Origin of the sequence: Cryobacterium sp. TMN-39-2 (assembly GCF_004402745.1) — a bacterium.
Classification (GTDB): Bacteria; Actinomycetota; Actinomycetes; order Actinomycetales; family Microbacteriaceae; genus Cryobacterium; species Cryobacterium zongtaii.
Window position 1 is genome coordinate 135,566 of record NZ_SOFX01000011.1, and the last position, 23,734, is coordinate 159,299.

General features: G+C 68.1%; 24 protein-coding genes. 16 read left to right on the forward strand and 8 right to left on the reverse strand.

All coding sequences use genetic code 11. The features are described 5' to 3' along the window. Window positions 1-113: 113 nt before the first annotated feature. Window positions 114-491, reverse strand: a complete 378-nt coding sequence (locus E3O57_RS02725; protein WP_103461062.1) for a hypothetical protein — start codon at window positions 489-491, stop codon at window positions 114-116. Between the two features lie 134 nt (window positions 492-625). Here E3O57_RS02725 and E3O57_RS02730 point away from each other — a divergent pair, with 134 nt between their 5' ends. After that, window positions 626-1,417, forward strand: coding sequence for a hypothetical protein (locus tag E3O57_RS02730; protein WP_103461061.1), 792 nt, complete (start codon window positions 626-628; stop codon window positions 1,415-1,417). 107 nt (window positions 1,418-1,524) lie between these two features. On the opposite strand, the gene E3O57_RS02735 is transcribed toward E3O57_RS02730, so the two are convergent. Continuing rightward, on the reverse strand, window positions 1,525-2,802 hold the full coding sequence (locus E3O57_RS02735) for a sodium:proton antiporter (RefSeq protein WP_103479045.1): 1,278 nt from the start codon (window positions 2,800-2,802) through the stop codon (window positions 1,525-1,527). 206 nt (window positions 2,803-3,008) lie between these two features. On the opposite strand from E3O57_RS02735, the gene E3O57_RS02740 reads away from it, so the two are divergent. The 6 genes from E3O57_RS02740 to arfB all read left to right on the forward strand — a co-directional run bounded on the left by E3O57_RS02740 (window position 3,009) and on the right by arfB (window position 7,961). Beyond that, a complete protein-coding gene (locus E3O57_RS02740) occupies window positions 3,009-4,370 on the forward strand; it encodes a DUF2254 domain-containing protein (RefSeq protein ID WP_255455731.1) in 1,362 nt (453 codons plus the stop codon). Between the two features lie 118 nt (window positions 4,371-4,488). Beyond that, the gene (locus E3O57_RS02745; protein ID WP_103479047.1) at window positions 4,489-5,337 is read left to right on the forward strand and encodes an endonuclease domain-containing protein; all 849 of its coding nucleotides are present in this window, start codon (window positions 4,489-4,491) and stop codon (window positions 5,335-5,337) included. A gap of 103 nt (window positions 5,338-5,440) precedes the next feature. Continuing rightward, complete coding sequence (locus E3O57_RS02750; protein WP_103461057.1) at window positions 5,441-6,148, forward strand: histidine phosphatase family protein; 708 nt, start codon at window positions 5,441-5,443, stop codon at window positions 6,146-6,148. Between the two features lie 9 nt (window positions 6,149-6,157). Continuing rightward, a complete protein-coding gene (locus E3O57_RS02755; RefSeq protein WP_103432341.1) occupies window positions 6,158-6,703 on the forward strand; it encodes a DUF3090 domain-containing protein in 546 nt (181 codons plus the stop codon). Between the two features lie 2 nt (window positions 6,704-6,705). Next, window positions 6,706-7,473, forward strand: a complete 768-nt coding sequence (locus tag E3O57_RS02760) for an SCO1664 family protein (protein WP_103461056.1) — start codon at window positions 6,706-6,708, stop codon at window positions 7,471-7,473. Between the two features lie 65 nt (window positions 7,474-7,538). Continuing rightward, complete coding sequence (gene arfB, locus E3O57_RS02765; RefSeq protein ID WP_103432340.1) at window positions 7,539-7,961, forward strand: alternative ribosome rescue aminoacyl-tRNA hydrolase ArfB; 423 nt, start codon at window positions 7,539-7,541, stop codon at window positions 7,959-7,961. A gap of 6 nt (window positions 7,962-7,967) precedes the next feature. Here the strand turns inward: arfB and E3O57_RS02770 are convergent, their stop codons facing one another. Together E3O57_RS02770 and E3O57_RS02775 are read right to left on the reverse strand one after the other, a co-directional pair. After that, on the reverse strand, window positions 7,968-8,630 hold the full coding sequence (locus E3O57_RS02770; RefSeq protein WP_103479048.1) for an alpha/beta family hydrolase: 663 nt from the start codon (window positions 8,628-8,630) through the stop codon (window positions 7,968-7,970). A gap of 7 nt (window positions 8,631-8,637) precedes the next feature. Next, window positions 8,638-9,588: an NAD(P)-dependent alcohol dehydrogenase gene (locus tag E3O57_RS02775; protein WP_103479049.1), complete on the reverse strand. Its 951-nt coding sequence runs from the start codon at window positions 9,586-9,588 to the stop codon at window positions 8,638-8,640. A 98-nt stretch (window positions 9,589-9,686) separates the two neighbouring features. On the opposite strand from E3O57_RS02775, the gene E3O57_RS02780 reads away from it, so the two are divergent. Continuing rightward, window positions 9,687-10,292, forward strand: coding sequence for a DUF1992 domain-containing protein (locus E3O57_RS02780; RefSeq protein WP_103479050.1), 606 nt, complete (start codon window positions 9,687-9,689; stop codon window positions 10,290-10,292). 156 nt (window positions 10,293-10,448) lie between these two features. Continuing rightward, the gene (locus E3O57_RS02785; RefSeq protein ID WP_103479051.1) at window positions 10,449-11,150 is read left to right on the forward strand and encodes a DNA alkylation repair protein; all 702 of its coding nucleotides are present in this window, start codon (window positions 10,449-10,451) and stop codon (window positions 11,148-11,150) included. A 37-nt stretch (window positions 11,151-11,187) separates the two neighbouring features. Here the strand turns inward: E3O57_RS02785 and E3O57_RS02790 are convergent, their stop codons facing one another. Beyond that, entirely contained in the window at window positions 11,188-12,624 is a 1,437-nt protein-coding gene (locus E3O57_RS02790; protein WP_103479190.1) for an ATP-binding protein, read from the reverse strand. Window positions 12,625-12,943: 319 nt separating this feature from the next. Here E3O57_RS02790 and E3O57_RS02795 point away from each other — a divergent pair, with 319 nt between their 5' ends. From E3O57_RS02795 to E3O57_RS02805, 3 genes are all read left to right on the forward strand, one after another. Continuing rightward, window positions 12,944-13,972, forward strand: coding sequence for a hypothetical protein (locus E3O57_RS02795; RefSeq protein ID WP_241990279.1), 1,029 nt, complete (start codon window positions 12,944-12,946; stop codon window positions 13,970-13,972). Window positions 13,973-13,994: 22 nt separating this feature from the next. Next, window positions 13,995-14,456, forward strand: coding sequence for a hypothetical protein (locus tag E3O57_RS02800; protein ID WP_103461050.1), 462 nt, complete (start codon window positions 13,995-13,997; stop codon window positions 14,454-14,456). Window positions 14,457-14,595: 139 nt separating this feature from the next. Further along, on the forward strand, window positions 14,596-15,864 hold the full coding sequence (locus E3O57_RS02805; RefSeq protein WP_103461049.1) for an MFS transporter: 1,269 nt from the start codon (window positions 14,596-14,598) through the stop codon (window positions 15,862-15,864). Window positions 15,865-15,876: 12 nt separating this feature from the next. Here E3O57_RS02805 and E3O57_RS02810 read toward each other — a convergent pair whose 3' ends face one another. Beyond that, complete coding sequence (locus E3O57_RS02810; RefSeq protein WP_103479053.1) at window positions 15,877-16,743, reverse strand: helix-turn-helix transcriptional regulator; 867 nt, start codon at window positions 16,741-16,743, stop codon at window positions 15,877-15,879. Window positions 16,744-16,874: 131 nt separating this feature from the next. Between E3O57_RS02810 and E3O57_RS02815 the strand changes: the two genes are divergently transcribed. From E3O57_RS02815 to E3O57_RS02830, 4 genes are all read left to right on the forward strand, one after another. After that, window positions 16,875-17,888: a zinc-dependent alcohol dehydrogenase family protein gene (locus tag E3O57_RS02815; RefSeq protein WP_174776300.1), complete on the forward strand. Its 1,014-nt coding sequence runs from the start codon at window positions 16,875-16,877 to the stop codon at window positions 17,886-17,888. After that, window positions 17,888-19,087 (forward strand): MFS transporter, encoded by a 1,200-nt coding sequence (locus E3O57_RS02820; protein WP_165787907.1) that lies wholly within the window; start codon window positions 17,888-17,890, stop codon window positions 19,085-19,087. Before E3O57_RS02815 ends, E3O57_RS02820 begins: the two co-directional genes overlap by 1 nt. Before the next feature lie 68 nt (window positions 19,088-19,155). Beyond that, window positions 19,156-19,638 carry a heme-degrading domain-containing protein gene (locus E3O57_RS02825; protein WP_088455855.1) on the forward strand — a complete coding sequence of 161 codons (483 nt, stop codon included), beginning with the start codon at window positions 19,156-19,158 and terminating at the stop codon, window positions 19,636-19,638. A 57-nt stretch (window positions 19,639-19,695) separates the two neighbouring features. Then, on the forward strand, window positions 19,696-20,637 hold the full coding sequence (locus E3O57_RS02830; RefSeq protein ID WP_103461047.1) for a pseudouridine synthase: 942 nt from the start codon (window positions 19,696-19,698) through the stop codon (window positions 20,635-20,637). A gap of 18 nt (window positions 20,638-20,655) precedes the next feature. Here the strand turns inward: E3O57_RS02830 and E3O57_RS02835 are convergent, their stop codons facing one another. Beyond that, on the reverse strand, window positions 20,656-21,159 hold the full coding sequence (locus tag E3O57_RS02835; protein WP_198415061.1) for a histidine phosphatase family protein: 504 nt from the start codon (window positions 21,157-21,159) through the stop codon (window positions 20,656-20,658). Between the two features lie 165 nt (window positions 21,160-21,324). Beyond that, window positions 21,325-23,664 (reverse strand): arylsulfatase, encoded by a 2,340-nt coding sequence (locus E3O57_RS02840; protein WP_103461143.1) that lies wholly within the window; start codon window positions 23,662-23,664, stop codon window positions 21,325-21,327. Window positions 23,665-23,734: the final 70 nt, after the last annotated feature.

Sequence of the window (23,734 nt, forward strand, 5' to 3'; positions counted from 1 at the left end):
GGCGCAGTGAGCGCCGCGCACGCCCCGGACAAGGCCCAGCGATGGATGCGCCGGGTCAGACGGAGATCGCGAGGTCTTGAGTGATGCTCGGCGAATCGCCGGCGTAGACCGGCTCAACTCGGGGCGGCACCTCTGAGCGCGCGGATGATCTGCGCGAGCGCCAACCCGGCGGCCGCCACCACGGGCACGGTTACCACCATCAGGGCGATTCGGTTGGGCCGGAATTCCAGCCCGTCGGGTCCGCCGACATAGGCGCCGATCGGCACCGCGTAGCCGCCACCACCACCGCCGCTGCCTTCCCCGACGCCCATGCCGCCTGGGCCGAAGCCGCCGTCGGGCATCTCGCTGGAGCCCTCGCCGCCGCCGAAGCCGAAGCCGACGAGCGCGACGGGGATCAGGTCGTGCCCGCCCAGCGTGGTCTTCTCGCCGTACGCCAGTTTCGCGCCCCAGGAGGGCACCGATTCCGCTAGTTTCTCGATGAGGTTCGCCATGGAGCGACCGTACGCGGGTTTGCGCCGATCGGATAGCTGCCACCTGCCGGTAGGCTGCGAATGCCCAGGCAGGGCGGAGCGGGCCGTGACGAGTACAGATGAGAAAAGAGCCGACGTTGGGGGAGAAAACGGCAGTGAAGGGTGGGGCATTCCGGCGCGAGAACTGGTTTCTCATCGCGGCAATCGGGTTGCTGCTGAGCCCGGCCCTCTTCGACCTGCGCTGGCTGCGAGACGCGACCGCGGACTTCGGCAATTCCCGGGACGCGCTGTACGGCGTTGTCGGTGCGTTCGTGACGGCCGGCCTCGTCAATTCGTGGAGCAAGAGACGTGCCGAGACGCGGGACAGGCTGCGCTACGACGGGATGTCGAAGGTGGCGTTTCGCAGTCTCGCCCAGACCGTGAACGATGTGGGACGGATGCTCCTCGCCCCTGTCGTCGGAGCCGATCTCTATGCCGCTGGAATTCCCGGGTTCACCCCGGAGCATCATGAGGAGAATCTGGCGAATCTCCGCGCCCTGTCGATACAGCCCGACTTCGCGCCGAAAAGCGGCGTCTGGGACGACGCCGTGAGTCGTGACAAGGTGACGGCGAACCTGATGGCGCTCTGTGCGCAACACGGGTTCCCGCAACACATGTTTCGCACCACATCGGCTGCCCGGCGGCGCCTGCAAACGGCCATGGCTGATTGGGCGCCCGTGATGGTGGCCGTGCCGGGAGCGAACGAACACCTGGCCCGTGGCTGGCCGCTGGCGGACCAGATCGTTCTGTTGCTCGAGTCCTGGCGCCACCTGATGACGGCAGACGCAGCGGCTACCGTCTCCCAGAGCGACCTCGACCGGGTGGCAGAGGACTACGCCGAGACAATTCGCCAGTACCAAGCCTGGATTCAGGAGCTGATTCCGTTGGCCGGCCTGCCCGCTCGCTGACGGCCCACCGCTCGCCGATACTCGTTGACAAGCCGGTGAGGTTTCATCGGCGACCGCATCGCCGACCTCCTCGGCCGCATGACGGTGGAGGAAAAAGTGGGGCCCTGCTAGGCGTCGTGGGCACCGGGGAGGTGGCGTCGGCGGCGGGACATCGTCGCCTGCACCGCCTCCGCTGCGCCCGGATGTTGCGCACTGTGCGCCGTGTACCAGCGGTGGTAGGCGGCGACCAGCGGAACCGACGTGAGGCCGTGCAGGATCACGCTCAGCGCGACGGTGACAAAAACCGTCGTGAGCACGACGTCCCCCTCGGGCACACCACGCTCGAAGGCGAGAAGCGCGAACACCAGCGAAGCCAGCCCGCGCGGACCGAACCAGCCGATGAACGCCACAGTGGGCCGTTTCAGCCCCTGACCGGCGAGGGCGATCGTGACCGGGATCATCCGTACCAGCGTCAGGCTGAGCGCGGCGTAGAGGACGACCTGCCAGGTGATGTACGGGAGGGCCAGGGTGAGGGCCAGCGCGCCGAACCCGATCCAGGTGACGGCGGCGAGGAAGCCGCCAGAGTCCTCGGCCAGCAAGGTGACGGCCGACCCGCGCGTGCCGGAGAACCTGCCGAACACGAGGCCGCCCACGAAGGCGGCGATGAATCCGCTGCCACCGAGTGTCACGGCGATGGTGAACGCCAGCAGCGCCGCCGCCAGGGGAACGATCTGGCGCCACTCCCGGCCGATCCAGTCCCGGTGGTCGGCGGCGCGGAACAGCAGCCCGCCCAGCAAACCGGCGACCAAGCCCCCGATGAGCCCCCAACCGATCTGGGCGGCCATGCTGCTGATCACCGCCGAGGGCACGTCGGTCTCCAGCTCAGCGTTGGCGATCGCGAGTGTGACCAGGAAGAACGGCACGGCGAGGCCGTCGTTGAGTCCGCTCTCCACGTCGAGGGACTGCCTCACCCGCCCGGGGACGGCCGGGTCGGACACGACCTTCTGGCCCAACGCCGCATCCGTGGAGGCCAGCATCGTGGCCAGCAGCACCACGGAGGCCAGCGCCATGTCGGGGAAGACGAGCGCACCGACCACAGATCCGGCGATCATGGTGAGCGGCAGCCCGATCAGCAGCAGGCGGGTCGGCAAGGAGAGCTCTCGCCGGAGCGCCCGCAGGTCGATGCGGGAGGCGTCGCTGAAGAGGAGCAGCACCAATGCGATCTCGGCCACAAGCTCGGCGACCTCGGATTCCACGGCAATGTCGAGCCAGCCGAGTGCCGACGTGCCGACGAGGAAACCCACGACGGTGAAGAAGAGGGCCGACGTGATGCCCCGTCGATCCAACGGCCTCGAGAACACACTCCAGATGACGATGATCGCCAGCACCGTTGTGGCCACAACCATCCGAACCCTGCTCTCGATCGTGGCGCCTGCATCCGGCTGCCCTGCACCACGTCTACACCCGAATGCGCCTGGTTCCTAGATATTGGGCGGGCACCGAGACCGCCCGTTTCGGGCTTACGACGGCCGGAATCCCGATCAGACCTGGTTGCTATGCTGACCGGACGTGCACCGAAGAACCGACCCGGCGGGAGTGTTTTGTGGCTGAGATGCGGGGTTCAGGCGGTGGTCGAGCCCGGTGGGCGCGCCTGACCGAGTCGGTGGAATCACGGTTGTGGCCGCTTCCGGTGGCGGCGGTTCTACTGGCTGTGGTGCTGGGGCTCGTGCTTCCGCGCATTGACCTGCTCATCGACGCGGAACTGCCCACCGCCGTGGACTCGGTGATATTCAACGGGGGAGCAGAGACGGCCCGGTCGGTGCTGTCGTCGATCGCCGGCTCGTTGATCACGGCGACGTCGCTGACGTTCTCTCTCACGGTGGTGGCGTTGCAGCTCGCCAGCAGCCAGGCGTCGCCCCGCGTGTTGCGGTTGTTCGCCAGGGACCGGCAGGTGCACGCGACGCTGGCTGTTTTCCTCGGCACCTTCGCATACTCGATCACGGTGCTGCGGTCGGTGCGAGCGACGACGGATGACGCCGCCGAGTTCGTTCCCCGGGTCGCCGTGACGACGGCGTTCGTGCTCACCCTGGTGAGCGTCATCATGCTGGTCTTCTTCCTCGCCCACCTAGCCGCCCAGCTGCGGGTGGAGACGATGCTGAAGGACATCCACGCCGAAACGAACCGCACCATCGACCTCGTCGGTGCCGGCAATGAGGCCGCTCAGGCGTATACCTCGCCGATGCAGATCCCGGTCGGGACGCACACCGTCACGGCGGCGGTGAGCGGTTTCATCACCGGCCGCGACCACGCGGCGCTGGTGGCCTACGCCGCCCCGCACTCGCTCGTCTTCCAGGAGGTCAGGCGGGTCGGGGAAAACGTCGTCGCCGGCACGCCACTGATGGTGTGGTGGCCGGTCGGGGACGGTACGGACCCGCCGGACGCGGACGACGTGGCGGATGCGGTGCGCGGCGTGTACTCAATTGCCTACGAACGCACCGCGGCGCAGGACATCGACTACGGGGTGCAGCAGATCGTGGACATCGGCGTGCGCGCGCTGTCGCCGGGCATCAACGACCCGACCACCGCCGTGAACGCCCTCGGGCACCTCAGCGCGATCGTCGCCAGCACGCTCCAGATGCCGGCGCTTCCCAGCGCCCTCGCCGATGCGGACGGGAACCTGCGGGTGGTGACGGCTACCCGCACAGCGGCAGACACTATCCATGATGCGCTGTCCCCGATGCGGCATTACGGCGCCAACGACCCCTCGGTGGTGAGAAGGTTTCTGCAACTGGTCAGCGATCTGGCTTACACCTGCTCGGCCGGGGAGGTGCAGACGGCCCTTCAGCAGCAGCTGGCCGCTCTGGACCTGCAACTGCAGGCACAGGGCGACGATCCCGCCTCGGTCAGAGAGATGCGCGCCGCTGTCGCCGAGGTCACGGCGCGCATCGCCGACTCGCCCGTCCGCGCGACCTAGACGGAACACCGCATCCTTCGGCGCCATGCCGTGTTGTGCACAGGGGCGCGACGGGGCGAGTTCTCGACAGCCGAGATCGTTTCTGCGTGGGAGCTGATGCCGCCACGACACTATACGGATGGACCTCGGCATCTGGCTCGCCCGGCACCACGGCGTTGCGCACTCAGCTCAGGCACTGCGTGCGGGGTTCACTCGATACTCGATCAGGCAGAGCATCGCCGGCGGCGAGTGCGAACGCATCCGCCGTGATTGGCTCGCTCTGCCGACGGCTCCAGCCGATCTGCGCGCCGCGGCTGCGCTCGGCGGGCGGGTGGCGTGCCTCAGCGTTGCCCGGCAGCTTGAGCTGTGGCACCTCTCTGACGGGATGAACCACGTCAGCATGCCGAGAAACACGGCGGTGCCGGCATCCGAAACCCTGCGGGTGCACTGGAGTATCGGACCGGTACCGGTTGCCCGGTTCGCACTTGTGGAACCTATCGAGAACGCCCTCGTGCACATCGCCGAGTGCCAACCGTTCGAGAACGCTCTCGTCGTCTGGGACTCCGCTTTGAACAAGAAGCTCGTGACCCAGGCCTCGCTCGCGAGGCTGCACCTGCGCAGTGCCGCGGCCCGTGCCGTGCGGGAGGTCGCGTCGGGGTTGGCCGATTCGGGCCTGGAGACGCTGCCCGTTTCCCGGCTCGCGGCCATCGGCATCCGGGTCAGCCAGCAGGTCATGCTCGCGGGGCACCGCGTCGATGGTCTGATCGGGCAGCGGCTCGTGCTGCAGAGCGATGGCTTCAGCTTTCACTCATCTGCCGAGCAGCGGCGGGCAGACATCGCGCACGATCGGAGGCTCGCCCTCCTCGGTTTCACGGTTCTGCGCTACGACTACCGGCAGATCCTCTTCGACTGGCCACGGGTCGAGGCGGAGATCCTCCACGCCATGGCCCAGGGTCTTCACCTCGCCCCGACGCAAGTTAGGAAATAGTGAGATTAATAGGATGCTTTGGGCTATTGCGTCCTATAAACCTCACGAAGTCCTCACAAGCGTGCGATCACTCGGGGCCCGGCTGGCTGTCTAGGCTGTAGCCATGGCCACAGTCATCCTCGTGCGGCACGGCCGCACCACCGCAAACGCCACCGGGCTGCTGGCCGGACGCACCGCCGGCGTTCTGCTCGACCAGATCGGCCGAGACCAAGCGGTCGTCACGGGGGAGCGGCTCGCCGCGGTGCCGCTGGTCGGGGTGGTCTCCAGCCCCCTGGAACGCTGCCGCGAAACCGCGCAGCACATCATCGACCGCCAGAGCGGCACGCTGCTGACGCCGATCGAAGACGAACTCTCCGAGTGCGACTACGGCGACTGGCAGGGCCGCACCCTCCAGGACCTGTCGGCCGAGAAGCTCTGGTCGGTGGTGCAGACCCAGCCGTCCGCCGTGACCTTCCCGAACGGGGAAGCGATGGCAGCGATGCAGGCCAGGTCGGTCGCCGCGATCCGCCGCCTGGACGCCGCATTCGAGGCGGAACACGGACCCGGCGCAGTCTGGGTGGCGGTGAGCCACGGTGACATCATCAAGTCGATCCTGGCCGACGCCTTCGGCATGCACCTGGACCTGTTCCAGCGGATCAACGTGGGTCCGGCATCAGTCTCGATCGTGCGGTACGGCAGCAGCCGGCCGACCGTGCACGCCACCAATACCGACGCCGGGGACCTGTCCTGGCTCGCGGCGAGCGCCCCCACGGCGGACGCCCCGGTCGGCGGTGGGGCGGGTCATCAGGCTCCGCACGCATCGCGCGCCTAAAATACTCGCATGCCTACAATCGTCCATGAGTTCGCCTGGCCGGATCGGGTCGTCGTCGGCACCGTCGGTCTGCCCGGCTCCCGCACCTTCTACCTGCAGGTGCGCACCGGCGCCCAGATCGTCAGCATCGCCCTGGAGAAACAACAATCCGCGCTGCTCGCCGAGAAGATCGACGAGATCCTCGACCAGCTGATCGCCTACGAGGGCAACCCGTTCAGCATCCCCACCGGCACCCCCATCGAACTGGTCGACAACGACCCGTTGGAGCCTGTCGACGAGGAATTCCGCACCGGCTCGATGAGCCTGGGCTGGGACCCGACGACGGTGCAGATCGTGCTCGAGGCCTTCCCGATCGTGGACGAAGACGACGACGAGCTGCTCGATGTCGCTGCCGTCGAACCGGCCGAAATGCTGCTGGTGCGGATGCCCGTCGGCACCGCACGGGCGTTCGCCACACGTACCCGCGAGGTGGTGGGCGCCGGCCGACCCATCTGCCCGCTGTGCGGCTATCCCATCGACGCAGACGGGCACACCTGCACCCTCCCCGGCGCGTGAACATGCCGGACGCCGACCTCGTCGACGGTGACCTCGAACTCACCGGGCGGATCACGACGGCGTCCAACGCGACGTTCCTAGGCAGCATCGACGGCGTCACGGTGGTTTACAAGCCGATCGCGGGGGAGAACCCGCTGTGGGACTTCCCCGACGGCAACCTGGCCAGCCGGGAGGCGGCGGCGTACCTGGTCTCGGAGGCGTTCGGTTGGAACGTCGTGCCCCGCACCTGGCTGCGCGACGGCCCGATGGGCCCCGGCATGGCGCAGCTCTGGCAGGAACGGGACCCCGGCCAGGACGCCGTGGACCTGATCCCGGCCGAGACCATGCCTGAGCAGGGCTGGCGGCACGTGCTCGACGGCCAGGACGAGCGGGACCGGCTGGTGTCACTCATCCATGAGGACTCCGTGGCGCTGCGCCGGATGGCCGTGTTCGACATCATCGTGAACAATGCCGACCGCAAGGGAGACCACATCCTGGCCATGCCCGACGGGCACCGGCACGGCGTCGACCACGGGCTCACCTTCCACGCCGACCACAAGCTGCGCACCGTGCTCTGGGGCTGGCTGGGCGAGGAGCTCAGCATCGACGAGCTGGCCGGGATCGACAGGGTCAGCGCCGATCTCACCGTCGGGCTCGGGCACGAACTCGCCGGCCTGCTCACTCCCGCCGAGATCGTCGCCCTCGCTGCCCGCTGCGACCGGCTGCGCACCGAAGGCCGCTTCCCGGCCCCTGAGGGCCGGATGCCCGCGGTGCCCTGGCCGCTGTTCTGACGGTCCCGGCCACCGATTCCCGCAGAACGGCGCCGACCGCGCCCACATCGTGGGACCCTTGAAGCATGGATCTCGAGGTATCGCCCACGCTCACGATTCCGGCGACGGAACTCGGGTGGCGGTTCTCCCGGTCGTCCGGCCCCGGCGGGCAACACGTGAACACCTCGGACAGCCGCGTGCAGGTGTCCTGGAGCGTCGTCGAGTCTGCGGTTCTCACCGACGAGCAGCGGATGCTGCTGCTCACCCGACTCGACCGGCGTCTGATCAACGGGGTGGTCACCATGGCCGCCTCCGAACAGCGTTCCCAACTGCGCAATCGTGAGATCGCGCTGACGAAGCTCGCGGAACTCGTGGCCGCGGGCCTGGCACCCGACGGGCCCAGCCGCCGGGCGACCAAACCCACCCGGGGTTCCGGCCGCCGGCACCTCGCCGCCAAGCAGCAGCGCTCGGCGACGAAAGCGCAACGGCAGCGGCCGTCCGCTGAGTAACGCAGCCTAGGCCACGCTGGCGCGCACGAACTCGGCGACCATAGGAGCAAGCCCTGCACCCACATCAACGGCCGGGCGCTTTGATCCCCGAACCTCGAAAGAGTGGTTCGCCGCGTCGATCAACTCGAGTGTCGCCGTGCCGATTCGCCCGACCACCGGGGTGAGTTCGTCCGGGGCGGCGAATGGGTCACGCGTGCCCTGCACGAACAGCATCGGCCGGTCGATCCCGTACAGGTGCTCATCGCGCAGCTTCTCCGGCTTGCCCGGCGGATGCAGCGGGTAGCCGAGAAGGACCAGGCCCGCTGCCGGCATGCCGGCGGCCACCGCCATGGAGGCCATCCGCCCGCCGAAGGACTTACCGGACGCCCAGACGGGCTGACCCGCCGACCGGGCAGCCGCAGCGTCCCTCGCCGCCCGCCAGGCGGCGATCGCCCGGGGCGCCCGGTCGGGGAGCCGGCGGCCGGCCTCCCGGTACGGGAAATTGAACCGCAGGGTCGCCAACCCGGCGGCGTTCAGCGCCTCGCTGAAACCGACGAGGAACGGATGGTCGAAGCTGGACCCCGCTCCCGGTGCCACCACAAGCGTGGCGAACGCGTCCGCCGGTCGGGCGAAGGCGGCCGACACCGTCCCGTCCTCCACCTCGATGCGCATATTCTCCGTCGACTGCATTCGTCCCCTAGCCCGTGACGACGATCTTGCCGAGAGCACGTCCCTCGCTGAGGTAGGCGAGCGCCCGCGCCGCCTCGTCGAGCGGATAGGTGCGGTCGATGTTGATGCTCAGCTCGCCGGCGACGCACCGCTCGGCGACGGGCGTGAAGTAGGCCGGGCCCTCCCTGGCGATGAGTAGCCCCAGACGGCGCCCGGTGACCAGGCCGAGCGCCGCGCCGACTGTCACGACCCGCAGCACGCTGCGCACGGTGCCGCCGACGCAGAGGTAACGACCGCCGCGGGCCAATGCCCGCTGGTAGGCGAACACCGACCGGTGCGCCACGAGGTCGAGGATCAGGTCGAACGGTTCCAGTCGGGTGAAGTCCGAGGTGGTGTAATCGACGACCTCGTCGGCGCCGAGCCCGCGCATGAAGTCGAGCTTTCGCGCGTTGTCGACGCCGGTCACGTGCGCTCCGGAGTGTTTGGCCAGCTGAATCGCGAACGACCCCGACCCGCCGCCCGCCCCGTTGATCAGTACGCGCTGCCCGCGGCGAACACGGGCGGTTCCCTGCAGCGCGATCGCTCCGGCCTGGGGCAGGGTCGACGCCTCGGCGAAGGTCAACTCCGCGGGTTTGTGGGCGAGGGCCGCGACCGGCGCCACAGCAAACTGGGCGAAACCGCCCAACAGACCCATGTTGTCGCCGTACACGTCATCATTCACGCGGAACCGGGTCACGCCGGAGCCGACCGCGGCGACCCGACCGGCGATGTCGGAGCCCAACACCCGGCGCCTGGGGGCGCGCAACCCGCCGATCCGGGCGTACCCCGGGGATCCGGTCAGGCCCTCCCAGTCGGACAGATTGAGGGACGTCGCGGCGACCTCGATGAGCACCTGGTTCGGGCCCGGCGAGGGCTTCGGGATCTCGTCGACCCTCAGCACGTCGGGCTGCCCGTACCGGTCGTAGACAACGGCCTTCACAGGGGTCCGCCTTCGAGCGCGCGGCGCGGGTGTCGGAACATGCCGGTCAGTGTACGCGGAGCGGCCCGTCAGCGTGTGGGTGAACCTAGGCTGGTGGCATGACTGGTCCACGCGAACCCAGCGATACGCCGCTCAATGTGGCGCGGTACAAGATCAACCGCGAGATTCCTGCATCCGAACGACCCGAGGTCGCCGAGCCGGACACCAACGAGGCCGGCCAGGCCATGATGGATGCCCGCGCCCAGTACGTGGAGATCGCGATCCAGCAGGCGATGCGTCGCGGCGACTTCGACAACCTGCCCGGCACGGGCAAGCCGATCCCGGGGCTCACCGCCCCGTACGACCCGGACTGGTGGATCCGCCAGAAGATCGAGCGTGAGCAGATCACCGGACTGGGCCCGGCTGCCCTCACCCTGCGCTCCGAAGACGCCGGACTCGACGCCCGCCTCGACGCCGAGGTCGCCGAGCGAGCGGTGCGGGAGATCCTCGACGACTTCAACCGTCGCGTGATCGACGCCCGCCGGCAGCTGCGCGGCGGCCCGCCCGTCGTCACGGCGCTTCGCGAGGTCGATGCGGAGGTTGCCCGCTGGCAGGAACGCCGCACCGCCGCACGCATCGACCGGGACGCGGCGCGGGAACGCCAGGAGGCGGCGCTGGCCGCGATGACCTGGCGGGAACGCCGCCGGGCCAAACGCGAGCGTTGAGGCCGGCCGACGTCTGCCCGCTGGCCGACGCCACGGAACAACACAGCAGACCGCCCCCCCCCCCACACTGGGCTGCCGAACGCGACACACAGGGCCGGGTCTGTCAAAAGGCACCGCGACCCTCCAATCTGCCGAGACCGGTGGCATCCTGACTGCATGACGGATGAGACCACCGCTGCCCACTTTCAGAAGAGCCTGGTGGCCCTGGCCACCCCGGAGCAGCGGCAGAAGTACACCCGGTACTTCCCGGGCGACGACTCGCTCATCGGCGTGCGGATGGGCGACGTGTTCGCCCTGGCCGGCCGGGCGCTCGCCATGCCGGTGCCGGACATCGAGACGCTGCTGGAGAGCCCGACCCACGAGGTGCGGGTCGGCGCGTGCTCGATTATGGGCAAGGCGGCGACGGACCGTAAGACCGGCGTCGAACGGCGTGAGGAGCTCTACGAGCTGTACCTGCGCCGCCACGACCGGATCGACACCTGGGATCTTGTGGACCTGGTCGCGTATCAGGTGGTCGGCGGCTGGCTCGTCGACAAGCCACGTGCCCCGCTCTACTCCCTCGCGGCGTCGTCGTTCTGGCCGGAGCGCCGCACCGCCATGGTCGCGACAGCCGCATTCCTGCGCCGGGGCGACATCACCGACACCCTGCAGCTGGCGCGGATGCTCGGCAGCGACGGGAACGACTACGTGCGGAAGGCCACCGGCTGGATGCTGCGCTACCTCGGCGACGTCGACCGGGACGCGCTCCTCGGTTTCCTCGACGAAAACGCGGCCGGCCTGCCGAGGTTGACCCTGCGCGCCGCCACCGAGAAGCTCGACAAGCCGGTGCGAGCCGGCTATCTGGCCCGCAAACTGTGAGAAGAGCCCCAGAGTTTTCGGTTTTTCGGGGCTTTCCTCACAGTTCGCGGGCTTCGCGCAGGGGCACGGCCACGTCGGCGCCGCCCTCCCGGGTGAGACGCGGTCCCATGGTGACCATGGTGGGAGCGGGCACAAAACCGCCGGCGAAGAGGGCCTCGCCCTGTCGGAACCGTGCCGCCCGGGCGAGCATGGCCGGCGGCACGAAACCGAAGATGGTGGCGAGCTCGTCGAGGTCCACCGGAGACGTCATCTTCATCAGCGCCAAGTTGTCGCACTGCGAGATGATGCTGGGGTGCACCCGAGACGGTCGCTGGGTCGACAGCAGCAGCCAGAGGCCGAATTTGCGTCCTTCCGCCGCGATCTGCACGATTCTCTCCCGCACCGCCACGTGTAACGGGCTGGTCTGGTCGGGCGAGCAGAAGTTGTGCGCCTCGTCGATCACGATCAGGAGCGGACGGCGTTGCTCCCGTTTGTCCCACAGGTCGTCGAGCACCGCCAACGCCACCACCAGCGACTCCTCCGGGTAGGCGAATCCGCCGAGGTCGAGCACTGTGGCGTCGGGGCGGGTCTCCAGGATGTCGGTCACGGCAGCCAGGCCCTGCGCCCAGATGCTCCAGTCGGTCACCCGGAGATTCTCGGTGCGTGCCGCCAGTTCGCGCGCAGCCGGGGTGCCCCGGTCCAGCAGGCCGGGGACGACCCTCGTCGGCTCGATCAGACCCACGGTGTCCTCGATGTGCATCAGCTCGTTGTGTTCGGCACGATCATCGAGCGGGTCGAGCCGAAAGACGGCCGCCTTCGCCCGCAACGACAGGTCCAGGAACCGCACCCGGAGAGCATCGGGGGACGCAGCCGATGGGCGCAGCACCCGGATGTCCCGCTCGGCCAACGCCCGTTGCGCATCCGTTGTTTCACCGGCCGGATGGGCCTGCCGGATGTGCACGAAGTCCGCGTTCGGATCGAAGATCACCATGGGCAGGGCCGTGTGGATCAGTAGCTGTTCCAGCACCACGCCCAGGGCGTAGGTCTTGCCCGATCCGCTCTGCCCGCACCAGAAGGTGTGCCGGTTGAAGCGTTGGGCAAGGAGCCGGGCCGGGATGTGCTGGGAGGCCAGGAAGGAGCCGATGGGCAAAGACGCCGTGGCATCCCCGTAGAGCAGTTCGGTCGTGCGGGCATCCGCCGGTCGGAGCGTGGCCGATCCGAACGCGACGGAGCGCCGGACATCGAGGTGGCGGCCATCTCCATTGAGCAGACCCAGGATGCGACCGGAGCCGTGCGGGGCCCCGCCGATCGTGACGGTGACCTCCTCAACCTGGCCCAGCTGGTCCGTCTCCTCCTCGCCCTCATCCGTGGACCGGAGGATCACCAAACCGCCCGGCTCGAATCGGGAGCCGGTGGCGCCGACGAACTGGAAATGCCGGCCGTCGATCGACACCGCGGCGGCCTTCTCGAGTGTTGCGCTCTCAACTTCACTCATCGTGTGGCCCTTCATCGGGGTTTCCGGCCGGTGAATGTCCCGGCGTTCAGCGGCAGCGTAGTGCCGTTTTGGATCTGTGGGCGATCGCCGGTGCATCGTCCTGGCGATTGTCGATGGAACAACCGGTGCGCTGGCCAGGGTTCGGCCCTGCGGACGTTTCGGGATCGGTGCAGACGAGATATTGTCGCTGCCACCGCCTCGACCACCGGTCCGGTGACGCAGCGACAGGAGGTCTTGGATGAGCCGGCCCGCACCCATCAGTTGGTTACTGCGGCACCCGGTCGCCAACGCCCAGTCGCGGGAATCGGCCGCGCTCCTGGTGGGCGCGGCCGTCTTCCTGGTCGGCGCGCTGGCGTCGGCAATCACCTTTTGGGGTCACGACGTGCCTATCGCGGGTCCCGGCTCTGTCGGGCAGTTCGTCGCTTTGGCGAGCGCGGCGGCGGCGGTGGTGATCTTCGTCACCACGCGTGCCGTGATGCACGCCAGTCGGGCGGCAGGCACCCTGCTGGACCCCGGGCCACCCGGCCACGGCGGGCAGCTCCGGTGGTACGACATCGGTGCGATTGCGCTGGCGCACGGTGTGATCTCGCTGTTGGCGTGGCTCGCGGTTGCGGGTCTGCTGAGCCGCAGCTTCATCGGTGCCGTCGTCTTCCCCACCTCCGCGACGCTGCTGGCCGCGGTCGCCATCGCAGTCACGGCCTACAGTGTTTTCCTCTCCGCCGTTGGCCTGACCCCGATTCTGATGTCGGTGATCCTCGCCGTGTTCGTGGTGGTGGGCACTTTCGCGAGCATGTTGAGCGCCAGCGACCCATTGTGGTGGCAGGAGAATCTCAGCACCCTCGGCATTTCCGACGACATCTCGGCGCTGGCCTTCAACCTCACGGTCCTGATCGCGGGGATTATCGTCACCACCCTGGCTCATTACGCGACCGCGGCCATCCCGGCTGCCACGCCAGAAGAAGTGCGAGGACGCGCGCTCGTGCGGGGGGCGCTGGTTCTCATCGGCGTGCTTTTGGCCGGCGTGGGAATCTTCCCGCTCGATCAAAACATGGCAGCGCACAATGTGTCCGCGACCGGAATGATCGTGGTTTTCATCACTGTCGTCGTCCGCCTCCGATCGTGGATCCCCGCCATGTCAAGAGTGTTCCTTCTTCTCGGGTATCTCTACGTGGGAGTTCTTGTCGTGCTGGCCGTGTGGTTCCTGACCGGGTATTACACGCTCACCGCCGTCGAACTGGTGGCATTCGTGATGATCTTCAGCTGGCTGATCGTGTTCCTTCGTCAAACTGGAGCGATGCTGCTGGCCGAGAACGGAAATCGAGGCGATAGTGCACTCCTCCACGACTAACCGGCGGTTTCCGGGCGGCTTCGTGACCGAGGCTTCGGTCTATGGAACCATCCTGGTCAGCGGCATGATCGTGGTCGCCGGCGGCTATGGGGCAACCTCCTGGCAGACCTTTCTAGGCGTGATCGGCACGGTTTTCGTGTTCTGGGCCGCGCACGTGTACGCCGGTGCGGTGGTCGAATACGGCCTGAACCAGGCCCAGGATTCGACGATGGCGACCGCCGTGCGCCTCTCGCTGCGGCACTCGCTGGGCTTCCTCACGTCCGCGATCCCACCGTCCATCGTGCTGTTGCTCGGCGCGTTGCGGGCTGTGCCCGACGACGTTGCGGTGTGGGCCGCCCTGTGGCTCGGCGTAGTCATCCTCGGAGCCATCGGCTACAGCGCGTTCGCATTTCGAGGAAGCCCGTGGGTGATTCGCATCCTGGGCTGTCTGGGGACTTCGACGCTGGGCATCGCCATGATCCTGCTGAAGGTGCTCGTGCACTAGCGATACGGGCAACCAGCACGTGAGGCCCGTCGACCGAGTGTCTGCCGGCTCGGTCGATGGGTCCCGACCTAGCCATCCGCACCAGTCGGGTCGATGATTGCTTCGTGACGGAACGCGATGCGCCGATCGGACCCTGGTCGTGAACCCGGCGTCTGCGCGCGTCCAGCGCATCTACCTGATCCTGCTGCTCGGCAACACCCTCGCGGCCTCGTTCATCTGGGGCATCAACACGCTGTTCCTGCTCGACGCCGGGCTGAGTAACTTCGAGGCGTTCGCTGCGAACGCGTTCTTCACAGCCGGCATGGTGATTTTTGAGATCCCGACCGGCGTGGTCGCCGACACCGTGGGACGCAAAGCCTCCTACCTGCTGGGCACCATCACCCTGTCGGTCACCACCGCGCTGTACTGGATGCTCTGGGTCTGGCAGTCGCCGTTCGTCTGGTGGGCCATCGTGTCGGTGCTGCTCGGCCTCGGCTTCACCTTCTTCTCCGGTGCGGTGGAAGCCTGGCTGGTCGACGCGCTCACGTCGACCGGGTACACCGGCAGCCTGGAGGCGGTATTCGGTCGCGGGCTCGTGGTGACCGGTATCGCGATGTTCACCGGCTCGGTGCTCGGCGGAGTGATCGCCCAGGCCACCAACCTCGGTGTGCCGTTCCTCGTGCGCGCCGGGGTGCTCGTGATTATGTTCATCTACGCGTTCATCGTGATGAGAGACCTCGGCTTCACCCCGGACCGCTCGCGGGGCCCGCTGAAGGCGACCCGGCTGGTGCTCACGGAGTCGGTCGAGCACGGGCTGAAACGGCGGTCGGTGCGCTACATGATCCTCTCCGCCCCGTTCGCCTCCGGCGTCGGCTTCTACGCCTTCTACGCGCTGCAGCCCTACCTGCTCGAGCTGTACGGCGACCCGTCGGCGTACTCCATCGCGGGCTTGGCCGCCGCGATCCTCTCGCTGGCACAGGTAGCCGGCGGCGTGCTCGCTCCCCGGATCCGCACCCTCTTCGCCAAACGCACCAGCACCGTGATCGCGGCGTCCCTGCTCAGCGTGGTCTCACTCGTGGTGCTCGGCCTGAACAGCCTGTTCTGGCTGGCGGTGGTGTTCCTGATGGTCTGGGGGTTCGTGTTCGCGGTCGCCGAACCGGTGCGGCAGGCCTACCTCAACGACATGATCCCGTCGAAGCAGCGCGCCACCGTGCTCTCGTTTGACTCTCTGTTCGGCAGCCTCGGCGGCGTGTTCATCCAGCCGGCGCTAGGCCGCTCCGCCGACCTCTGGGGTTACGGCGCTTCCCTGATGATCGGCGGCCTGGTGGAACTCATCGGTGTTCCGATCATGCTCGCCAGCCGGCGCCAGAACGATCCCGCCGACACCAGAACGGTGCAAACGGATGCCCCGGCGCCCGAGGCGCCGTGACCCCGAGCCTGGTCAATCGGCGGCGACGCTGGTGGCCGCCCAACTGGCCAGCAGGCGCAGGCGCTCGGCGCTGGACGAGCCGGGTTCGGCGGTGTAGATCATCAGCACCGAGCCGGGATCGGCGGTGATGGCGAGTTCCTCATAGGCCAGGGTGAGCTCGCCGACCACCGGATGGTTGAACCGCTTCGTGCCGGCACCGTGTGTGCGCACGTCGTGGGCGCCCCAGAGCGTGCGGAACGTGTCGCTCTTGGTGGAAAGCTCGCCGACGAGGTCCTGCAACCCCTTGTCGTTCGGGTCCCGGCCGGCCTCCGCGCGCATGATCGACACGCACATCTCCGCGAACACCTGCCAGTCCGGGTAGAAATCGCGCGAGGCGGGGTCGAGGAACTGGAACCGGGCCAGGTTGGGGGTGCGCCCGGCGTCGCCGATGACGGGGGAGTAGAAGGCCCGGCCCAGGTCGTTGGTCGCCAGGAGGTCCTGATGCTGGTCGCGCACAAACGCGATGCCTTCGGTAATCGTGCCGAGCGCCCACTGCAGGCTCGGCCGACTCACCGGGTTCCGCGTCGCCCGCCGGCGGATGCGTCCGGACAGTGGCATGCCGTCGGCGGCCCGCGCCAGATTGAACAGGTGGCTGCGTTCGGTGTCATCGAGCTGCAGCGCCCGGGCGATGGCGTCGAGCACCGACGAGGACGCTCCCGCGATCGCACCGCGTTCGAGCTTGGCGTAGTACTCCACGCTGACGCCGGCCAGGGTGGCAACCTCGGTGCGACGCAGCCCGGACACCCGCCGATTGGTGCCGGCGGGCAGGCCGGCCAGTTCGGGGGTGATCTTCGCGCGCCGCGACATGAGGAATTCGCGCACCTCGGCTTGATTGTCCATAGCCACGACAGTACGTCCCCCTGACGCGGCGTGGGGTGCTCTGCTGGTACACCCCTGCGCAGGGACTCCCGCCCACAGACCGTCGACGGTTCACTTGAGGACGTACCAACAGCGACCAAAGGAGCATCCACATGCGTGGAGTCATCATGTACGCGCCCGGCGACGTCCGGGTCGAAGACCGCCAGGACCCGACCATTCTTGAACCGACCGATGCGATCATCCGTCTCACGGCCACCTGCATCTGCGGGTCGGACCTGTGGCCGTACCGGGGTGTCGAGCCCGTCGACCACACCGCGATGGGCCACGAGTACGTCGGCATCGTCGAAGAGATCGGTGACGCCGTGCAGACCGTCAAGGTGGGTGACTTCGTCGTTGGATCCTTCGTGCTCTCCGACAACACCTGCGAGATCTGCCGGGCCGGCTTCCAGTCCCGGTGCGAGCACGCCGAATTCGCCTCCGGAATGCAGGCCGAGAAGGCGCGGATCCCGCTCGCGGACGGCACCCTCGTCGCGACCCCCGGCCAGCCCGACGCCGACCTGATCCCGTCGCTGCTGGCCGCCTCCGATGTGCTCGGCACCGGCTGGTTCGCCGCCGTGGCCGCCGAGGCCGGGCCGGGCAAGACCGTCGCCGTCGTCGGAGACGGCGCCGTGGGCCTGATGGCGATCCTCGCCGCCAAACAGCTCGGCGCCGAACGCATCATCGCGATGTCGCGCCACCCCGAACGGCAGAAGCTCGCCAGGTTCTACGGGGCGACCGACATCGTCGAGGAACGCGGCGACGAAGGTGTGGCCAGGATCAAGGAACTCACCGGTGGGCTCGGTGCGCACTCCGTGGTCGAAGCCGTCGGCACGCAGGAATCGTTCATGCAGGCCGTCGGCGCGACCCGCGGCGGCGGACACCTGGGCTACGTCGGGGTCAACTACGACGTGCAGATCCCCGGCATCCAGCTGTTCTTCGCCGGCATCCACACCCTCGGCGGACCTGCCCCGGTGCGCCGGTTCCTGCCCAACCTGATCCAGTTGATCTGGGACCGCGCCATCGACCCGGGCAAGGTTTTCGACCTCACCCTCCCCATCGAGGAAGCCGCCGAAGGCTACCGGGCCATGGACGAGCGCCGCGCCACCAAGGTCCTGCTCACCTTCTGATGGAGAGCGTGACAACAGTGCCGGCCCCGGCGGCTGCCGAGAAAACGCAGCGCCTGCCGATCTTCACCCTGCTGATGCTGGCCGCCATCGGCTTCGTCCTCGTGGCGATGGAGACCATGCCGGCCGGCCTGTTGCCGGTGATCGCCGGCGGACTGGGCACCAGTGAGGGCACTGTCGGCCTGTTCGTCAGCGCGTACGCGCTCGGCACGGTCGTTGTGACGATTCCCGCGATCACGCTGACCAGGGGGATGCGCCGGAAGCCGCTGCTGCTCGGTGCCATCCTCGGGCTCATCGTGGCCAACACCGTGACGGCGGTCTCCAGCGACGTCACCCTGTCGCTCGGGTCACGATTTGTCGCCGGGGCGTTCTCGGGGATCGTCTGGGGGATGCTCGCCGCCTACGGGCGGAAGATCAGCCCGCCCCGGCAGGCAGGTCTGTCCTTGGCGATAGTGTCCGCCGGGGCGCCCGTCGGGTTCGCGCTCGGCACCCCGCTGGGATCGTGGCTGGGGTCCGCGTTCGACTGGCGCTGGGCCTTCGTCGGTCTGAGCGTGGTGGCGGTCATCGCCGGCCTCCTGATCGCGCTGTGCGCCCCGGATGCCGACGGCCAGCCGGGAACCGCCAGACTGCCCCTGGTGCGGGTGCTCCGGATCCCCGGCATCACCGTGATCCTGGCGGTGATCTTCACCTGGATGATCGCCCACAACACCATCTACACCTACATCGCCCCCTACCTGCGGGCCACTGGCAGCGACCTCGCGGTGGACGTGCAGCTGTTCCTCTTCGGTGTCGCCTCGATCGTCGGCATCGTTCTCACCGGCGCGCTCCTCGACCGGCATCCGCGCCCGCTGCTGCACGGCAGCGTCCTGCTGTTCATCGTGGCCGCCGTGATCCTCTGGGCCGGCCACGCGTCGGCGCCCGCGATCATCGCCGCCACCGTGCTCTGGGGGCTCTCCTTCGGCGGAGCATCCGCTCAGCTCCAGGCCGCTTTGACCAGCACGGGCGGAGCCGACTCGGATGTCGCGAACGCGTTCCTGCCCGTGGCGTTCAACCTCGCGATTTTCGCCGCCGGGATCCTCGGTGCCGCGCTGCTGACCCCGTTCGACGGCCTCGCGCTGCCCGTCGTCATGGTCGTCTTCGGCCTGGCCGCACTGCTGCTGACGGTGTACGGGCGCCGGTCCGCGTTTCCCGCGCGTCTGTGATCGCTAACCGGTATCGTGCTCGGTAGTGCGGCGCCGCTGTCGACACCCCAACGAAACCGGACTCTGCCATGTCGCTCACTCCTGATCCCGCCGCCCAGGGTCTCCTGCCCCTGCTGGAGGCACAGAACTCCAGCATCGGGTTCACCTCCTTCGATCATGACGATGCCTTCAGGCTCGGCAGCGCGATCATGGCCCGGGCGGTCGCCGATGACCTGAGTATCACGGTGGCGATGTCCTTCGGCCAGCAGCGCGTCTTCCACGCGGCACGGCCGGGCACGACAGCAGACAACGACTACTGGCTCGACAGGAAGTTCCGCGTGGTGGCCCTGTATAACGCGCCGTCCTTCCTGATCAGCACCAAATACCGCGCCAGGGGCCAGGACTTCAACGAGGTCACCGGTCTGCCCGTTGCCGAGTACGTGGCCGCCGGAGGTGCCTTCCCGCTGCGGGTGAACGGTTCCCTCATCGGCGCAGTCGGGGTGTCCGGCCTGGCCGAAAACCTCGACCACGACCTGGTCGTCTGGGCGCTCGAGGCCGCCAGGGCGCTCTGACGGGCGCCATCCGCCATCCGCCCGGCGGCGGCGGCGGTCAGCACGTACGATCGGGGGATGCCCCCGCGCTCGCCCCTTCCCGAACGACACGGGCTCGCTGCGGCGTGGCTGTGCACCCCGGAGCGCGACCGGCCCGGTTTTCCGAAGCCGACCTGGCCGAACATGAGCGCCTGGCTCGAGGACCGGCTGGCCGAGTCCGTGAACGTGGCCGAGTTCCTCGCCGACGGCCGGTTCGTCTATGGAGACGGCGCGCCGGTTGCCGGCGCGGACCGTTACCGGCCAACCACCTTCGTCTGGTTTCACCGCGATCTGGCCGACGAACCGGTGGTCCCGGGCCCTCTGCACCTGGTCTATCGGGATGAGCGGATCGTGGTGATCGACAAGCCGCCCTTCCTTTCCAGCATCCCGCGGGGACGGCACGTGGTTCAGAGCGTCGTGGTTCGCCTGCGTGCCCAACTGGAGTTGCCCGAACTCTCCCCGTTGCACCGCTTGGACCGGGTGACCAGCGGCCTGCTGGTCCTGGCCACCGAACGCCGCTGGCGAGGGGCCTACCAGACTCTCTTTCAGCGCGGCGAGGTGAAGAAGGTGTACCGGGCGTTGGCACCGATACGGCCGGACCTCGAGCTACCTGTCATCGTGCGGAACCACCTCCGTACCCGGCCGGGCCACTGGCAGGGCGAAGTGGTGCCCGGCGCCCCGGTCAACGCCGAGTCACTGATCGAACTGGAGGACGCCCACGGGCCTGCGGGACGGTACCGGCTGACACCCCGCACCGGGCGCACCCACCAGCTGCGTCTGCACATGCTGGGCCTGGGCATCCCGATCATCGACGACCCGCTCTACCCCGTTGTGCAGGGTGTCGAGGTGTTCGATTTCAGGCGGCCGCTCCAGCTCCTGGCCAGCGAGCTGGCGTTCACCGATCCGATCGACGGCGGGGCGCATCGGTTCGAGAGTGTGCGCCGTCTCCCGCTGACGGCGGAGGATGCCGGAACGGACTGACTCTGGTTGGGCGTGTGCCTAGGCCAGTCCCGCCCGGCTGGCACGGCCGCTGGTCACGAGAACGGCCGTCGAGGCAACAAGATCCGACCAGGGACCCGGCACACCCAGCACGGCCAAGGCCGACGTCGACAGCGTGACGCTCTCGCCGGTGAGTACGTAGACGAGGTCTTCGAGTCCGGGATTGTGAGCCACCAGAATCACGTTCTGAAGCTCGTCGGGCAGTTCCCGCACAATCTGAAGCAGATCGTTGACGGATGCGGCATACGCACGGTCATCGATGCGCGCCTCGGGGCTGTCGTTGAGTTCTGCCGAGGCCAGCGCCCAGGTGGCGCGAGCCCGGGTCGCGGGGGAGACGATGGCCAGGTCGATGGCTGGAACATTCTCGGCCAGCCAGCTGCCGGCATCCGGCGCCTGGCTCTGCCCGCGGGGGTTGAGGGTGCGGTCGATGTCGGCCTCGCCGCCCGACCAGTCGGACTTGGCGTGCCGGAGCACGATGAGGGTTCGCTCACTGCGTGGGGTCATTCCCATAGTCTGCACCGCAGAGGTCAGATCAGTGAGCTCCCGGATGGCGCTCGCTGCACCCCTCACGGCGCGCCGCGCCCGCTATAGCGGGCGCGGTAGACCACAGCAGGTGCGGTGACGACCTGCTGGAAGGTCGAGGCGGCGTTCCCCGGCGCAGCGGCCCGTTCACTGCCGGGCCATGATGATGCGGAACCGCTCCTCCGGGTCGATGAAGTGGTCGTTGTTGTCGTCGCCCAGGTCGATCTGCACCCAGTTGATCCGACCGCTGAACCGGCTGCTCGCTGTGGTGTAGTCGGCCGTGACGGGGGTGCCGGATTCGTAGCCCACATCGGTGGTCTCGTCGGCGGAGAAGATCATCGCCTGGGTGGCGCCCACCCGGCCGGTGCCCACGGGCTTGCCGTCGTAGTAGAGCGTCACGTCGCCGCCCTTGCCGAGCCCACCGCCGTCGTAGGCGAACTCCATCCGCACCTGGCACTGTCCCGCGGGGATCGGCAGCTCGGCCTCGGTCTTGAACTCCTGGATGCCGAGGACGTTGTACACGAACGTGGCTCGGCCGGCCTGGGCGTAGAGGCTCCAACCCCCGAACCGGCCGCCCTGGGCGATGATCACGCCATCCGCCCCGCCCTCGGCTATGACCAGTTCGGCCGTCACCGAGAACGACTTGTTCTTGATGCTGACCACGCTGTTCTCCGACAACCGGCCCATGCCGGCGAACAGGAGTTGGCTGTTCCCCCTGATCAGGGTCGGCCGGCCGGCCACCTCCGGGGTGGCCCGTTCAACGCCGCGGTCGTCGATCGGCAGCACGTTGTACTTGGTGGCCTCGATCAGCCAGAGCCTCTGCAGTTTGGCGAGTAGCTCCGGATTCTCGGCGGCCAGGTTCCGGGCCTGGCTGTAATCGGTGTGGCCGTCGTAGAGCTCCCAGACATCGTCGTCGAAGGCGGGAATCTCGCCGCCGATCATGATCCAGGGGGTGCGGTGCTTGGTGACCGCGCTCCAGCCCTTGTAGTACAGGCCACGGTTGCCGAACATCTCGAAGTACTGCAGGTCGTGACGTTCCGCGGCGGCCGGCTCGTCGAAGGTGTACAGCATGCTGACACCTTCCATGGGTGACTGCTGCACGCCGTTGACCATCGTCGGCTCGGGCAGGCCGGCGGCCTCGAGAATTGTCGGGGCGATGTCGATGCAGTGGGTGAACTGCTCGCGCAGCCCGCCCTTCTCGGCGATCCCGGTGGGCCAGTGCACGATCGTGCCGTTGCGGGTGCCGCCCCAGTGCGAGGCAACCTGCTTGGTCCACTGGAAGGGGGTGTCCATCGCCCACGCCCATCCCACCGCATAGTGGTTGTAGGAGCTGGGGCTGCCGAACTCGTCGATTTTGGCGGCCATGAATTCCGGCGTCTCGAGCGCCGCCATCCCGTTGAAGTTCGCCATCTCGTTGAAGGCCCCGTTGACCGTGCCCTCCGCGGATGCTCCGTTGTCACCGATGATGTAGTAGATGATGGTGTCGTCGAGGATGCCGAGCTCGGCGACGGTATCGATCACCCGGCCGACGTGGTGATCGGTGTGTTCCATGAACCCGGCGTAGACCTCCATTTCCCGCTCAAGCGCGGGCTTGAGCTCGGCGGGCATGTCGTCCCAGGCGGGAATCTCAGCGTGCCGTGGGGTGAGGAGCGCGTCGGCGGGGATCACTCCGAGTTCCTTCTGCTTGGCGAAGGTGCGTTCGCGCTGCACATCCCAGCCGTCGGCGAATCTCCCGGCGTACTTGTCCGCCCATTCCTTGGGCACGTGGTGGGGCGCGTGGGTGGCGCCGGGCGCGAAGTACACGAAGAACGGTTTGTCGGGCATCAGGGCCTTCTGCGAACGGATCCAGTTGCTGGCGTGATCGGCCAGGTCTTCGGTGAGGTGGTAACCCTCCTCAGGGGTCGCCGGAGGTTCCACCGGGGTCGTGCCGTTGTAGAGCGCGGGATCCCACTGATTGTTCTCACCGCCGATGAAGCCGTAGAAGGTCTCGAATCCGCCACCGGCCGACGGCCAGGCATCGAACGGGCCCATCGGTGAGGACTGCCACACGGGCACCTCGTGGCACTTGCCGAACTGGGCGGTGGAGTAACCGTTCAATTTGAGGGTCATCGCCAGCGGCGCCTTGGTGTTCGGCCGCAACGAGCTGTTGCCCGGCGCCGAGGTGGCCGTCTCGGTGATGCTGCCCATCCCCACCGAGTGGTGGTTGCGTCCGGTCAGCAGCGCCTGCCGGGTGGGTGCGCACAGTGCCGTGGTGTGGAATCGGTTGTAGATGAGCCCGTTCGCGGCGAGTTTCTCGGCGTTGGGTGTGGCGCAGGGGCCGCCGAAGACGCTCGACGCGCCATAACCGGCATCGTCGATCAGGATGACGAGCACGTTCGGTGCGCCCGCCGGTGGCCGCAACGGCTCGATCGGCGGGTATTGCGTGTCAGGGTCCTTCGCGTCGTAGGTGGTGAGTCCGGGTGCAGGGCGGTCGGGAATTGGCAACATCGAGCGGGCATGGCGGTCGGGATTCGTCACGGGGGCCTCCTGGGTCTCTCGGGTGAAAGTAGCCCGGCGG